Raw genomic sequence first — 14,803 nt, 5'->3', positions numbered from 1 at the left:
TTTGTTATGAAAAAAAAAGACCCCTACTCGGCGCTGCGTTATAAAGAATTTAATATTTTTTTGTTCTTACGTTTCGCTATGGTTTTTGGATGGTCGATGCAGTTTATCGTCATTGAATGGGAAGTATACAGTTTGACCAAAAATCCGTTGTCGTTAGGAATCATTGGATTAATGGAGGTTATTCCAGCCATTTCGATGGCATTATTTGCTGGCCACATCGTTGATCAAAAAGAGAAAAAAGGATTGCTCTTGAAATGTATTTTAGGGTTTTCAATCATCAGTTTGGGCTTGTTTTTATTGACGTGGCCACCTTTTATAAAAGATTTTTCTACCCAAACTATTTTATATTCCATTTACTTTTTCGTGTTCTTAGGAGGATTAGTCCGTGCTTTTCTTGGTCCAACAATATTTTCTCTTTTGGCATTAATTGTTCCTAAAAAAGAATACCCAAATGCTGCCTCTTGGAGCAGTTCCGTTTGGCAAATAAGTTCGGTTTTAGGGCCTGCAGTAGCCGGTTTTTCTATTAATTGGATTGGCGTACACTGGTCCATGTCAATCGTTTTGGGATGTTCGCTTCTTGCATTGATTGCTTTAACCCAAATTGCAACAAAGCCTATTTTAAATCCAAAAATTGGCGAACCTATTATGGAAAGTTTGAAAGAAGGTGTAAAATTTGTTTTCAATAACAAAACAATTTTAGGCGCTTTATCGTTGGATATGATTGCAGTTCTTTTTGGTGGAGCCGTTGCGCTGTTGCCTATTTTTGCACAAGATATTTTAAAAGTGGGGCCACAGGGATTTGGTATTTTGAGAGCTGCTCCGGCTGTTGGCGCTTTTTTGATGCTTATTATTTCTGCATACATTCCTTTTACTAAAAATGCGGGGATGAAACTGCTCTCAGCAATTTTTGCGTTTGGGATTTGCATTATCGTTTTTGGACTTTCTTCTATTTTTTGGTTGTCTGTAGTGGCTTTGTTTTTAAGCGGTGTTTTCGATGGGATTTCGGTGGTGATACGTCAAACTATTTTGCAATTAAAAACTCCCGATCACATGCGAGGGCGAGTAGCAGCAGTGAATTCTATTTTTGTGGGTTCCTCTAATGAATTGGGGGCTTTTGAAAGTGGATTAACTGCAAAACTGATGGGAACCGTTAGCGCAGTGGTCTTTGGCGGAAGCATGACATTGATTACCGTGTTTATTACCGGAGCCGTATCCCCAACTTTTAGAAAACTGGACTTGCAAAAAGATATAGAGGAACACGAAAAGAGCGAGTAATTAATACTTTTTAATCTCAAAATTCTCGCCATCAAAAACTCCGTATGTAAAATACGTAATCCAGTCACCTAGATTCACATATTCAGCATTTTCGCCTACGGTTACTTTCATAGGCAAATGACGGTGTCCAAAGATAAGATAATTGTAGTGTTTGGTTTCCAGTTTTCTTTTGGAATAAAGAATAAGCCATTCATTGTCTTCTCCAAGAAAAGTTACATCTTCATCACCAGAAATAAGTTTGTTTTTTACGGAAAGATATTGCGCCAGTTTCACACCAATATCCGGATGAAGCCATCTAAAAAGCCATTTGAAAAATGGATTTGTAAATATCTTTTTCATGCGTTTGTATCCTAAATCGCCTGGACCTTTACCGTCACCGTGGCCAATAAGGAATGTTTTATCTCCAAAAGTATATTCTTGATTGTCATGAAATACGGGAATATTCAGTTCTTTCTGAAAATAATCGACCATCCATAGATCATGGTTTCCCACGAAGAAATAAATAGGGATTCCGCTGTCTCGGATTTCTGCGAGTTTGCCTAAAACACGAATAAACCCTTTTGGCACTACGGTTTTATATTCGAACCAAAAATCAAATAAATCGCCCAACAAAAAAATAGCTTCAGCATCGCCTTTTACTTCATCGAGCCAAGCCACGAATTTCTGTTCTCTCGGAAAACTCAATTCAGGAGTTGGCGCGCCAAAATGTTGGTCAGAGGCGAAATATATTTTTTTGTTTTTGGGTAATTGCATGAAGTTACAGTATGGAATTCATATTATCACTAGCATACCATTCGGCAAAAGAAGAATCAGTTTCCTGTAATTTTAAAGAAAAAAGCATGATTCCTTGAGGCAATCGGCTAATGATTCTTTGAGAAAAATCAACGACCATGTTTTCGCTTGTTGGTTGGTAATCCACCAAAATAACGTGGTGTCCACGGCTCATTAATTCGTTCGCTAATTCGATGTGCGGTGTTGTTCCGTTGAAAACTGTCGCATGGTCAAATTGATCAACAATTTCTTCTTTTACAATTTTCTTTAAATCCGTGAAGTCAATTACCATTCCAAATTTAACATTAGAACGATCCGTAATTGGAGTTCCAATGACCGTTACTGACAATTTATAACTATGTCCATGAACATTTTTACATTTCCCGTCATAGCCATATAGGGCGTGTCCGGTTTCGAAACTAAATTGTTTTGTAATTCTGATATTGCTCATCGGAGTTTAATTTTGATGCAAATTTAGCAAATTGATATGAGAAATGAGATGTAAATATGGGGCAAACAATTTTAAGGATTTAATACCCAACGGAGCATAAAAATTGTAATGATTGAACCATTAAGAAATTAAGAAAAATTAAGTTGAAGTCTGAATAAAACTTGATTTCTATATGTAAAAAAAAATCTCGATTTTAGTGAGGTTTAGCCTTGATGATCCCGAAGCTTCGAAAGAAATCCTTTTTATAAGGTGATTAGTATTCACCTTATAAAAAGATATAGTGAACAATATTAAATAGCTCCTGAAATATCCCGAAGCGCAGGACAGAATAAATCCTAAAAATTTACTTTTTGAATTGAGACAACGCTTTTCTTGTGAAATCAGACAGTACCAATTTTCCCGAAATCGCGGCGCGTTCTAGCAACAATGTGTCCCAATGTTGCGTTCCTTCCCACAACACTCTTTTCATTTCCAGTAAAGCTTCAGGATTATAGCTTGACAATTTAGTGCTGAAATCAACTATTGCGGCATCTAATTCTTCGACAGTTTCAAAAATATTGGCGTACAATCCTTTGGCTACGGCCCAATCAGCAGTTTTCCATTCGTGGGCTGCGAGGGTCATCTCGGCCATTGCTGTCTTTCCAATCTTCTTTGAAACTGCGGGTTCGATCACAAAAGGACCAATACCTATTGCTAATTCTGATAGTTTTATAGATGCATTTTTTGTAGCCAAAGTATAATCACATGCAGAAGCAATTCCTACGCCGCCGCCTACTGCTTTTCCGTGAACGCGCCCCACAATAAGCTTGGAACACGAACGCATGGCGTTGATTAAATGTGCAAATCCAGAAAAGAATTCGGTTCCTTTTGATTCATCAGAAACGGCCAAAAGTTCATCAAATGAAGCGCCGGCACAAAAAGCTCCAGAACCCTCGCTTTGAATAACAATTACAGAAACAGTTGGATTAGTGCTTAAATTATTGATTTCAAAAGTGAGTCGGTCTAATAATTCTCTCGGAAAGGAATTACTAGAAGGATGACCAAATGAGAGGGTTGCAATTTTATTTTCGATTGTTGTAAAAAGTGAACCTGTTGGATTTTCTGATACCATAATGGGGATTTTGATACAAAGTTAAAAAAAGTAAAGGAGGATTTAACTATTTTTGAAATAGAATGGATTTGCTTTTTGAAATTTGCTTTTTGGAAAAATTATATGTTATATTTGCGAACACATTTGGGGGATTAGCTCATTTGGCTAGAGTACTTGCCTGGCAGGCAAGGGGTGACCGGTTCGAATCCGGTATTCTCCACAAACAAAAACCGTAAAATCTTTTTATTGAGAGTTTACGGTTTTTTTATTTAAAGATTTTAAATCCAAAAAAAACTATTTCGAATAATCTATTTTTCCTACAGTTCGCATCACACGGACAATTTTAGCTTTTCGTCTGTTGATATATGAAGAAGAACTAGTTGCCGAATATTTTCTAGGATTAGGTAATATCGCAGCAATACCAGCTGCCTGCATTGGTGTGAGATTCGATGCCTCTTTTCGGTACCAATGTTGTGTAGCTGCTTGCGCTCCATAAACACCATTTCCCATTTCGATACTGTTCAAGTACACTTCCATAATGCGTTCTTTACCCCAAACAATTTCAATCAAAACGGTAAAATAGGCTTCAAGTCCTTTTCTAAGATAACTTCGTCCTTGCCATAAAAAAATATTTTTAGCCGTTTGTTGTGATATGGTGCTTCCTCCTTTAATTCTTCGCCCTCTTTCATTGCTTTTATACGCTTTTTGCATTGCAACAAAATCAAAACCATTATGCTTGAGAAATGTTCCATCTTCACTGGCAATAACGGCTTTTTGAAGATTCATCGAGATATTTTCAATAGGTTCCCAGTCGTGGCTGAAAAACACTTCTTTTCCAGCTACTTTGTTTTCAATCGCCCGAATCACCATTAGCGGAGTAAACGGAACAGGAACAAATTTAAAAAGTACCACAAAAAACAAAGAAAGTCCAAAGAACCATAGCATTGCTTTGAATAAAAAACGGGTTAGTTTGCTGATAAAAGAGGTCGGTTCTTTTTTAATGGGTTGTCTTGATTTTCTTGGTGTTATTCTAGTTGCCATTATACTAAATCTGCTAATTCTGTTCCTATTAAACTTCCTATTGCCACACCCATTCCGCCTAATCGTACGCCACAATAGACATTATCAGACAGTTGCGAAACGATTGGGCTTTTGCTATTACCCATACCCATAATTCCGCTCCAACGATGTGCAATTTGGAAATCCTGCTGTGGCAAAATTACTTCTTTTAACAACCGTTCCAATTTTTTTTGTACAATTTCTGTTTGTCCAAATTCGGTTGTGTTTTCCGTCTCAAAATCAAGATTTCTCCCTCCACCTAATAATATTCTGTCGCCAATATTCCTAAAATAATAATACCCTCTATCCAGGTGAAAAGTACCTTTTATGTCTAAATTTTTAATAGGCTCTGTGATTAAAACCTGCGCTCTAGCTGGTTTTACAGCCCCGTTTGTTAATGTATTGGCAAAACCGTTAGTAGCAAAAAGTATTTTTTTTGTACTAAAACTAAAGTCGATTAATGCCACTTCCACTCCATTTCCTTTGTCAAAATAAGAGGTAACGGTTTGTTGGTTTAGAATTAAAATATTTTTAGAAACTGCCTCTTTCAACAATGCCTGCATCATATTTCCGGTATCAATTTGGGCTTCATACGGATTGAAAACTAAATATTCCTGGATTTCATTAAACCCAAAACGGTCAACTTCTTTGGTAAAAACATCAGCTTTAAAAAGTGGTCTTAAAATTTCATTGATAAATGATAATTTCCCGACACACTCATTATAACTACTTTGGTCGTCTTTTAAAAACAACTCATAACCGCCGTAAGGTTTAAAATCTATAGCATCATCACCTAGCCTTTTTCGCAACAATTGCAAACCTTTCCATCGTTTTTGAACTAGTTGAATCACTTCTTCTTCCGTGTGGGATTTTAAATCGTCTATAATTTCTGAAAGGCTTCCGAAACACGCAAAACCAGCATTTTTAGTACTTGCGCCTTGCGGCAACATTCCTTTTTCCAATGCCAGAATTTTACTTTCTGGGAATCTTTCGCGTAAGCGTAAAGCAGCGTGCAACCCCACAATACCGCTCCCTACGATGGTATAATCGACATCCGTAAACCAGTTTTTTAATTCCCAATAGCTCAAATCCATGTCTAAATATTTTTATAAAAATAATATTTTTTTAGATTTATTCTGAATTTATTTCAGGAGCTAATCCCGCTATCCGTTACAATCTTTCTAGACCTAAACTAGTTTAAGAATCCTGAATTAAGTTCAGGTCTAGAAAGGATTTCCACTTTTATCGGGGCTAAAAAAGCAAGTGTTAAAAACGAAAAAACATCAATATAAATTGGCTAATTTTAACCTTCTGAAAAAATAATTATAATAATGAAAAAAATACTTCTAATCCCCTTATTAATGATGAGTTTAAATGCTATATCACAAAATGTAATGACCCCGGAACTACTCTGGAAACTAGGACGAGTAACTCCTTTAGGTATTTCCAAAGATGGAAAAAATGTAGTTTATAAAGTGACCACTCCTTCGGTTCAAGAGAACAAATCGGACTCAAAATTCTATACGTTACCCATAAATGGAGGAAATCCAACTGAAGTAAAAGATACCGCAGCCCTATTGAAAGACAAAAACACTTCTCCAGACGGGAAATATATTGTGTATAATGAAGAAGTAAAAATCGAAAAAGTTCACGGAAAAGATTTTTATCAAGAACTGGAAAAATCAGACGTTCAAATCTATGACGGTTTGAATTACCGCCATTGGGACACTTGGAACGAAGGCAAATACAATCATGTATTTTACAAAGAAAACAAAGAAGGCGCAGTGGGTATTGACATTATGAAAGGTGAAAATTTTGACAGTCCACAAAAACCATTTGGTGGAGACGAAGATTATATTTGGTCAGGATTTGATAGAATTATTTATGTTGCTAAAAAGAAATCAGGAACAGAATATGCCATAAGCACAAATACTAATCTATATGAATACAACCTTAAAACCCAAGAAACCATTAATCTTACAAAAGACAACTTAGGTTATGATACAAATCCACAAATGTCTCCTTTTGGTTTTACTTGGCTACAAATGAAACGTGACGGTTACGAAGCAGATAAAAATGATATAATAGTTAGAATTAAAGAAGTTGATTACAATTTAACTAAAAACTGGGACGGAACTGTTGATAGTTTCAAATGGAATAACGATTACACAAAAATCTATTTTATAGCTCCAATAAATGGAACAAAACAATTATTTACAATCAATTTTCCAAAAGAAAAAAACAATTTAAAAATTACTCAAATCACTACCGGAGAATTTGACGTCAATGACTTAGTTGGTTTTTCCGGTGACAATATCATTGTGACGAGAACCGACATGAATCATGCGGCGGAAATTTTTTCATATAATTTAAAGAAAAACATTTGGAAACAACTTTCAAATGTCAATACGGAAACCTATAATTCTTTGGCGTTAAGCAAAACAGAAAGACGATATGTAACGACTACGGATGGCAAAAAAATGTTGGTTTGGGTCGTTCTACCTCCAAATTTTGATGCTTCAAAAAAATATCCTACACTTTTGTATTGTCAAGGTGGACCGCAATCTGCATTGACACAATTTTATTCCTACAGATGGAATTTACAGCTGATGGCTGCCAATGGCTATATTGTTGTGGCTCCAAATCGTCGCGGAATGCCAGGTCACGGTATGGAATGGAATGAGCAAATCAGTAAAGATTGGGGTGGACAAGTGATGAATGACTATCTTTCCGCAATTGATGATGTTGCTAAGGAAAAATATGTTGATGCAAGCCGTTTAGGATGTGTTGGTGCCAGTTATGGCGGGTATTCTGTCTTCTATTTAGCAGGGATACACAACAACCGATTCAAAACTTTTATTTCCCATGATGGTGTTTACAATACACAAAGTATGTTTGGAACTACTGAGGAAGTTTTCTTTAGCAACTGGGATTTTGGTGGTGCTTATTGGGAGAAAGACAATCTTATAGCTCAAAAAACATACACGACATTCAACCCAATGGCTTTGGTAGAGAAATGGAACAAACCAATTTTAATTATTCAAGGTGGAAAAGATTTTCGAGTACCAATAGGACAAGGTCAAGAGGCATTCCAAGCGGCACAATTGCGAGGGATAAAAAGTAGATTCTTATACTTTCCGGAAGAAAACCACTGGGTCCTGAAACCACAAAATGCACAAGTATGGCAGGGTGAATTTTTCAAATGGCTGAAAGAAACCTTATAAATTTAGATTTCGATGGAAAACAAAAAACCTCACTTTTCAGTGAGGTTCTTTTTATATTTAGAAATCTACTATTCTGGGTCATTCATTTTGAATGTATCCATAAATGCAGTCGTGTACTCTCCTGAAATATAACGAGGATCATCCATTAATTGTCTATGGAACGGAATCGTAGTTTTTATACCTTCGATTACGAATTCATCTAAGGCTCTTCTCATTTTACTAATAGCTTCCTCACGAGATTGAGCTGTAGTTATCAGTTTTGCAATCATTGAATCGTAATTAGGCGGAATAGTATATCCTGAATATACATGAGTATCTAAACGAACTCCATGCCCACCTGGCATATGTAATGTTGTGATTTTTCCTGGAGACGGACGGAAATCATTATAAGGATCTTCGGCATTAATTCTGCATTCGATCGCATGTAATTGTGGCATATAATTTTTACCAGAAATAGGAACTCCTGCAGCAACAAGGATTTGTTCACGTATTAAGTCGTAATCAATTACTTGCTCCGTAATAGGATGTTCTACCTGAATACGCGTATTCATTTCCATGAAGTAAAAATTTCTGTGTTTATCTACTAAGAATTCTACTGTCCCAGCGCCTTCATACTTTATAAACTCAGCAGCTTTTACAGCAGCTTCACCCATTTTTTGACGCAACTCATCTGTCATAAATGGAGATGGAGTTTCTTCAGTTAATTTTTGATGACGTCTTTGTACAGAACAATCTCTCTCAGACAAGTGACATGCTTTACCGTAAGCATCCCCTACAACTTGGATTTCAATATGACGTGGTTCTTCGATTAATTTCTCAAGATACATCCCGTCATTACCAAAAGCTGCTGCAGATTCTTGACGTGCACCTTCCCAAGCTTTTAACAATTCGTCTTCTTTCCAAACAGCTCTCATTCCTTTTCCACCACCACCAGCAGTTGCTTTAAGCATTACTGGGTAGCCAAAATCTCTTGATAATTGTAAGGCTTGCTCGTAAGATTCTAAGATCCCTACTGAACCTGGAACACAAGGAACGCCTGCTTCAATCATCGTAGCTTTAGCAGAAGCTTTGTCTCCCATTCTATCAATCATCTCTGGAGATGCTCCAATGAATTTAATACCGTGTTCTTGACAAATTTTAGAAAATTTAGAATTCTCAGAAAGAAATCCGTATCCCGGATGTATTGCATCTGCATTTGTAATTTCTGCTGCTGCAATAATATTTGACATTTTTAAGTAGGACAAGTTGCTTGGAGGTGGCCCAATACAAACTGCTTCATCAGCAAACTTTACATGTAGACTTTCGGCATCAGCAGTAGAATAAACGGCTACTGTTTTTATACCCATTTCCTTGCATGTTCTAATTACGCGTAACGCAATTTCCCCTCTATTGGCAATCAATATTTTTTTAAACATCTTATTTTATGTTTTAAATTCAAAATTCCAATAGTTAAATTCAAATCGGAATTTGGAATTGACTATTGGAATTTCAAAAATATTATGATGGATCTACTAAGAATAATGGTTGGTCAAATTCAACTGGTGACATATCATCAACCAATATTTTTACAATTTTACCAGAAACTTCAGATTCAATTTCATTAAATAATTTCATGGCTTCAATTACACATAGTACGTCACCTTTAGAAATTGTTTTACCTACTTCAACAAACATTGGTTTATCTGGAGATGGTTTTCTATAAAAAGTTCCAATGATTGGAGATTTTATGGTGATATAGTGTGCATTTTCATCCACTGGAGCTGCTGGAGCTGCTGCTACCGGAGCAATTTGTTGTGGTGCTGCTGCTTGTGGAAGTGTCGCTTGAGCTGGCATTTGCTGAACATACGTGGTTTCAGTTACATTCCCTTCTAAAGTTGTTCTGATGGTGATTTTTACATCATCCATTTCCAATTTAACTTCTGCAACTCCTGAATTTGCTACAAACTTGATTAGATTTTGAATTTCTTTTAAATCCATAATTATTTGTTTTTAGTTTAAATTTATTTTTTATCGTATGCCCATTTTAAATATATAGACCCCCAAGTGAATCCACCTCCAAAAGCAGCTAAAATTATTGTGTCTCCTTTTTTGAATAAATGTTCAAAATCATTAAGAACTAATGGTAAAGTTGCAGAAGTTGTATTTCCGTATTTTTCGATATTCATCAACACTTTAGAATCTTCTAAATTCATTCTATTTGCTGTTGCATCAATAATACGTTTGTTGGCTTGATGAGGAACTAACCAATCAACATTTTCGTTAGTTAAATTATTTCTTTTCAGAATTAATTCACTTGAGTCAGCCATATTGGTAACAGCATATTTAAAAACTGTTTTTCCGTCTTGAATGATATTGTGTTTATTATCTGTAACTGTTTCGAGAGAAGCAGGAAGCAAAGAACCGCCAGCATCAATTTTTAAAAAATCTCTTCCGATTCCATCACTGCGCAAATATTCATCCTGCAATCCTAATCCTTCATAATTAGGCTCAAACAATACTGCTCCAGCTCCGTCTCCAAAAATAATACACGTTGATCTATCTGTATAATCTACAATAGAAGACATTTTATCCGCACCTATTAAGAGTACCTTCTTGTATCTTCCAGACTGTATGTAAGCAGCTGCAGTTGACATACCAAATAGAAAACTGGAACATGCTGCTTGCAAATCATAAGCAAAAGCATTTAAAGCACCTATTTCTGTTGCTACATATACACCTGTTGAAGCCACCGGCATATCTGGCGTTGCAGTTGCCATTATTAATAAGTCTATTTCTAGAGGATCAATATTAGCTTTTGCTAATAAATCCTGCGCAGCTTTTATGGCTAAAAAAGAAGTTCCTTTACCCTCTTCTTTGAGGATTCTTCTTTCCTTTATGCCTGTACGAGAGGTAATCCACTCGTCATTGGTATCAACCATGGACTCAAGAGCTTTGTTTGTCAAAACAAAGTCTGGAACATAGGCTCCAACAGCGGTTATTGCGGCTGTAATTGTATTCATTATATGCGATTATTTTTTGTCAAATGTTGCCATTTGAAAAATTTTTAAAAGACTTGAAAATTACAAAAAAAATTCCATTTTCATTGCTTTGGAACTTCTTATTTAACGAAAATTATAAACAACAAAAAAACTCTCACGATGTGAGAGTTCGAATATCATTTACAAAAATGTATTAAGCAACAGCTACAGATTTATCTATAACAACTTGCCCTCTGTAATACATTTTTCCTTCGTGCCAGTAAGCTCTATGGTATAAATGTGCTTCTCCTGTAATAGGACAAGTAGCAATTTGTGCTACAGTAGCTTTGTAATGTGTTCTTCTTTTATCTCTTCTTGTTTTGGAGATTTTTCTCTTAGGATGCGCCATTTTACTATATTATTTATCCGTTAATAGTTTCTTTAATTTGTCCCAACGCGGGTCAATATTTTCTTCTTGTTTATTCTCTTTTTTTTCTTCTTTTACTATCAGTTCATTCAGTTTAGTCAAAGCTTCTGTTTTCAAGCTTCCATCTTTAACTCCGGGATGAACTCGTCTTAGAGGCACAGATAACACTATCATTTCATAGATATATTGTGCAATATCTACTTCAAACTCTCCATGAGGTAAAATCAATAATTCTTCATTGTCATTGTTATATTCCTCGCCAAAACGAACTATTAATTTCATTTTGCCTTTAACTGGCAAGTCAAAATCTTCACTTGTCATATCACAAGGTACATTTACGACTCCCTTGTGCTTAAAACTTAACTCCAACAGTGTACTTTTTTTCTCTAAAACTACATTTACTTTGATATCTGAATCTTGATATTCATTATAATCAAAGATTTCAAAGAACGAATTGTTTATTTGATACTCAAAATGATGTTTCCCTAGCTTTAATCCTATAAAAGGTATTAAAAATTCTTTTGTCTTCTTCATTTCAACAACAATTTGACCCTAAACTTCGGGAGTGCAAAGATATAAAATTATTGCAAATCTAATAATGTTATTCACTTTTTTTTGTTCACAACTGCTTTTCTTTTGTTTTCAATGGTCTCAGACTTATTTCGGCATAATGATTTCTAGAATGATAAATATCAATTGCTAAATAAACAGCTTCTTTGAATGAGTTAAAATCCGCCACTCCTTTTCCTGCAATGTCGTAAGCAGTACCATGATCTGGAGAAGTTCTTATTTTGCTTAAGCCTGCAGTATAGTTCACGCCATTACCAAAAGACAAAGTTTTGAAAGGAATTAATCCCTGATCATGATAGACTGCTATAATAGCATCATACTTCTCATATTGATTACTCCCAAAAAAACCATCAGCAGCAAAAGGACCAAACACTAAAGTTCCCTTGTCAAATATTTTTTTCAATGTTGGCTTTATAATTAAATCATCCTCAGTACCAATAACTCCTCCATCTCCACAATGCGGATTCAATCCCAAAACAGCTATTTTTGGCTTATTAATACTAAAATCCTGTATCAATGATTGCTTAACCGTTTCAATTTTTCTTTTAATCAATTCTTCCGTGAGATGAGAAGCGACATCACTTAACGGAATATGATCCGTCAGCAGTCCTACACGTAAATTGTCTTGAACCATCAACATAAGTGCATTGCCTTCAAGTTCTTGATCTAAATAATCCGTATGTCCTGGGAATTTAAAATCTTCTGACTGAATATTATACTTATTGATAGGCGCAGTCACCAATACATCTACAAACCCTTCTTTTAAAGCTTTAGTAGCCGCAACAAAAGATTTAATAGCATATTCACCTGCCTTAGAATCATTAACCCCTAAATTTAAATCAACTCCCTCTCTCCAAACGTTTAAAACATTTATCTTTCCTGGCACAATCTGATCTAGTTTATCAATTCCGTGCAACAAAGAAGCAGATTGAAAACTTTTCTTTACAAAAGATAACAACTTAACATTAGCAAAGATAACTGGAGTACAAAACTCTAACATACGAGAATCCTCGAATGTTTTTAAAACAACCTCGCTTCCAATACCGTTTAAATCTCCAATAGAAATCCCAACAATTATATTTTCTGCTTTTTTTATCATGACCTAAAGTTATTTATTGCTAATTTTGAAGTGCAAATTTAGTAAAATAAAACAAGAAATGTTTACAGGAATCATAGAAACCCTTGGCACCATCCAAGAAATAAAAAAAGAGAACAGCAATGTTCACATAACGATGAATTCATCGATTACCAGCGAATTGCAAATTGATCAAAGCGTTGCTCATAATGGAATCTGCCTAACCGTTGTTGCAATTAATGACACTTTATATACAGTGACAGCTATTGACGAAACAATAAAAAAAACAAATTTAGCTGATTGGAAAGTTGGAGACATCGTCAACCTAGAAAGAGCCATGAAGCTTGGAGACAGACTTGATGGACACATAGTACAAGGACATGTCGATCAAATAGGAACTTGCATCACCGCAGAACAAACCGACGGAAGCTGGCTTTATACTTTTGAATACGATGAAAAACTAAATAACATCACTATCGAAAAAGGTTCAATTACAGTAAATGGAGTAAGCTTAACTGTGGTAAATTCAAATAAAAATCAGTTTAGTGTGGCAATAATCCCTTATACACATGAGCACACAAATTTCAAAAGTATTGTAGTGGGCACAAAAATAAATCTTGAATTTGATGTTATTGGCAAATACGTTTCCCGATTATACTCAAACAAATAAAATTTAACCCTATTAAAACAAAAAAACCAATTTAAATTGGTTTTTTTGTTTTTAACATATTTACATAAACGATATAAATCCCAAACAACAAAGCTATTGATACCAAAATAATACTATTTTCATCAATAGATAATCCAGGGGGTGGCGGCGGTTTTTTTTTCAAAGGTACAGGAGGACCAGACCCACCAGGACCAGCAAAAACGTCAATAATCCAAAATAGAAAGACTATTAAAAAATAAAATTTATTTGACTTAATTTCCATTGGATTCAAAAGTAGTAAATTTAAAGTAATAAAAAAATCTAAATAAAAAAAAGCATTTTACCTCAATAAAATAAAGATACGTGATTTAGTGCCATTTAGTTTTTCGTAAAAAAATAAAACCCTCTAAAACATTTGTCTTAGAGGGTTATGTGGTCCCACCTGGGCTCGAACCAGGGACCACCTGATTATGAGTCAGGTGCTCTAACCAGCTGAGCTATAGGACCGGTTTAGAGTGTGCAATATTACCACTATTTTTCATTTGCTCCAAATATTTTTGACTTAGATTTTAATATAGTTCAATTATTAACTTAATTTGCTTAGAAACCAACTGACTATTAGAATACTACCCTTTGAGATATATTTGAATTATTTTATTTCCTGACACAATTCAATCAAAACACCATTCGTACTCTTTGGATGCAAAAACGCAACTAACTTATTATCAGCACCTTTTTTGGGTATTTCATTCAAGACCATAAATCCTTCTTTTTTCAAACGTGCTATTTCTGAAACAATATTTTCAACATCAAAAGCAATATGATGTATTCCTTCCCCTTTTTTTTCTAAAAACTTAGCAATGGGACTGTCTGGATGAGTTGCCGCCAAAAGCTCAATTTTATTTGGTCCATTCATAAAAAAAGAAGTAGTAACACCTTCCGTTTCTACATCTTCAAATTTATAAGCCGGGGCACCAAAGAGTTTTTCAAAAACCAAATTAGATACTTCCAAGTCTTTTACTGCAATCCCAATATGTTCTATTTTTCTCATTATTTATACTATCAATTCAACGTGGTATTTAAATTCAAGTAGCAATTAAATCGCAACAAAATTTATGTGTGGTAAATTTAAACATTAAAAACAAAAAAAGGGAAGTATTATTGAAAAGTAATCGGGATTAAATCACTCATAATAATTCTATAAAAAATTTCGATTGCATGAATTATAATTGTTATTTTGTAGATTCTAATTATG

Annotated in this window: 16 protein-coding genes and 2 tRNA genes; 4 read left to right on the top strand and 14 right to left on the bottom strand. The window is 34.9% G+C overall.

The window, feature by feature from the left end; genetic code table 11:
• Nucleotides 1-6: 6 nt before the first annotated feature.
• On the top strand, nucleotides 7-1,275 hold the full coding sequence (locus tag DFR66_RS04345; RefSeq protein ID WP_114753622.1) for an MFS transporter: 1,269 nt from the start codon (nucleotides 7-9) through the stop codon (nucleotides 1,273-1,275).
• Here the strand turns inward: DFR66_RS04345 and DFR66_RS04340 are convergent, their stop codons facing one another.
• From DFR66_RS04340 to DFR66_RS04330, 3 genes are all read right to left on the bottom strand, one after another.
• Nucleotides 1,276-2,028 carry a UDP-2,3-diacylglucosamine diphosphatase gene (locus DFR66_RS04340; RefSeq protein WP_114753621.1) on the bottom strand — a complete coding sequence of 251 codons (753 nt, stop codon included), beginning with the start codon at nucleotides 2,026-2,028 and terminating at the stop codon, nucleotides 1,276-1,278.
• A gap of 4 nt (nucleotides 2,029-2,032) precedes the next feature.
• Entirely contained in the window at nucleotides 2,033-2,497 is a 465-nt protein-coding gene (locus DFR66_RS04335) for a 6-pyruvoyl trahydropterin synthase family protein (RefSeq protein WP_114753620.1), read from the bottom strand.
• A gap of 343 nt (nucleotides 2,498-2,840) precedes the next feature.
• Entirely contained in the window at nucleotides 2,841-3,608 is a 768-nt protein-coding gene (locus DFR66_RS04330; RefSeq protein WP_114753619.1) for an enoyl-CoA hydratase/isomerase family protein, read from the bottom strand.
• A 125-nt stretch (nucleotides 3,609-3,733) separates the two neighbouring features.
• Between DFR66_RS04330 and DFR66_RS04325 the strand changes: the two genes are divergently transcribed.
• Nucleotides 3,734-3,807: transfer RNA gene (locus DFR66_RS04325), tRNA-Ala, on the top strand.
• A gap of 74 nt (nucleotides 3,808-3,881) precedes the next feature.
• Here DFR66_RS04325 and mtgA read toward each other — a convergent pair.
• Nucleotides 3,882-4,628 (bottom strand): monofunctional biosynthetic peptidoglycan transglycosylase, encoded by a 747-nt coding sequence (mtgA, locus tag DFR66_RS04320; RefSeq protein WP_114753618.1) that lies wholly within the window; start codon nucleotides 4,626-4,628, stop codon nucleotides 3,882-3,884.
• On the bottom strand, nucleotides 4,628-5,740 hold the full coding sequence (locus tag DFR66_RS04315) for an NAD(P)/FAD-dependent oxidoreductase (protein ID WP_114753617.1): 1,113 nt from the start codon (nucleotides 5,738-5,740) through the stop codon (nucleotides 4,628-4,630). Before DFR66_RS04315 ends, mtgA begins: the two co-directional genes overlap by 1 nt.
• Nucleotides 5,741-5,977: 237 nt before the next feature.
• On the opposite strand from DFR66_RS04315, the gene DFR66_RS04310 reads away from it, so the two are divergent.
• Nucleotides 5,978-7,870 carry a S9 family peptidase gene (locus tag DFR66_RS04310; protein WP_114753616.1) on the top strand — a complete coding sequence of 631 codons (1,893 nt, stop codon included), beginning with the start codon at nucleotides 5,978-5,980 and terminating at the stop codon, nucleotides 7,868-7,870.
• A gap of 68 nt (nucleotides 7,871-7,938) precedes the next feature.
• Here the strand turns inward: DFR66_RS04310 and accC are convergent, their stop codons facing one another.
• From accC to pdxA, 6 genes are all read right to left on the bottom strand, one after another.
• Nucleotides 7,939-9,285: an acetyl-CoA carboxylase biotin carboxylase subunit gene (gene accC, locus DFR66_RS04305; protein WP_114753615.1), complete on the bottom strand. Its 1,347-nt coding sequence runs from the start codon at nucleotides 9,283-9,285 to the stop codon at nucleotides 7,939-7,941.
• A gap of 82 nt (nucleotides 9,286-9,367) precedes the next feature.
• The gene (accB, locus tag DFR66_RS04300; protein ID WP_114753614.1) at nucleotides 9,368-9,847 is read right to left on the bottom strand and encodes an acetyl-CoA carboxylase biotin carboxyl carrier protein; all 480 of its coding nucleotides are present in this window, start codon (nucleotides 9,845-9,847) and stop codon (nucleotides 9,368-9,370) included.
• A gap of 23 nt (nucleotides 9,848-9,870) precedes the next feature.
• Nucleotides 9,871-10,869: a beta-ketoacyl-ACP synthase III gene (locus DFR66_RS04295; protein WP_114753613.1), complete on the bottom strand. Its 999-nt coding sequence runs from the start codon at nucleotides 10,867-10,869 to the stop codon at nucleotides 9,871-9,873.
• Between the two features lie 172 nt (nucleotides 10,870-11,041).
• Nucleotides 11,042-11,236, bottom strand: coding sequence for a 50S ribosomal protein L32 (rpmF, locus tag DFR66_RS04290; protein ID WP_007137315.1), 195 nt, complete (start codon nucleotides 11,234-11,236; stop codon nucleotides 11,042-11,044).
• A gap of 9 nt (nucleotides 11,237-11,245) precedes the next feature.
• On the bottom strand, nucleotides 11,246-11,788 hold the full coding sequence (locus DFR66_RS04285) for a YceD family protein (RefSeq protein WP_114753612.1): 543 nt from the start codon (nucleotides 11,786-11,788) through the stop codon (nucleotides 11,246-11,248).
• 85 nt (nucleotides 11,789-11,873) lie between these two features.
• Nucleotides 11,874-12,923 (bottom strand): 4-hydroxythreonine-4-phosphate dehydrogenase PdxA, encoded by a 1,050-nt coding sequence (gene pdxA / locus DFR66_RS04280; protein ID WP_114753611.1) that lies wholly within the window; start codon nucleotides 12,921-12,923, stop codon nucleotides 11,874-11,876.
• Nucleotides 12,924-12,981: 58 nt separating this feature from the next.
• On the opposite strand from pdxA, the gene DFR66_RS04275 reads away from it, so the two are divergent.
• Entirely contained in the window at nucleotides 12,982-13,569 is a 588-nt protein-coding gene (locus DFR66_RS04275) for a riboflavin synthase (protein ID WP_114753610.1), read from the top strand.
• Nucleotides 13,570-13,600: 31 nt separating this feature from the next.
• Here the strand turns inward: DFR66_RS04275 and DFR66_RS04270 are convergent, their stop codons facing one another.
• From DFR66_RS04270 to mce, 3 genes are all read right to left on the bottom strand, one after another.
• Entirely contained in the window at nucleotides 13,601-13,840 is a 240-nt protein-coding gene (locus DFR66_RS04270; RefSeq protein WP_146841088.1) for a hypothetical protein, read from the bottom strand.
• A gap of 141 nt (nucleotides 13,841-13,981) precedes the next feature.
• Nucleotides 13,982-14,055: transfer RNA gene (locus tag DFR66_RS04265), tRNA-Ile, on the bottom strand.
• Nucleotides 14,056-14,197: 142 nt separating this feature from the next.
• A complete protein-coding gene (mce, locus tag DFR66_RS04260) occupies nucleotides 14,198-14,599 on the bottom strand; it encodes a methylmalonyl-CoA epimerase (protein ID WP_114753608.1) in 402 nt (133 codons plus the stop codon).
• Nucleotides 14,600-14,803 lie beyond the last annotated feature (204 nt).

It is taken from the genome of Flavobacterium glaciei (genome assembly GCF_003350545.1).
GTDB lineage: Bacteria > Bacteroidota > Bacteroidia > Flavobacteriales > Flavobacteriaceae > Flavobacterium > Flavobacterium glaciei.
Note: the sequence above shows the minus strand (reverse complement) of the source record. Positions and strands in the feature narration are given on the sequence as shown.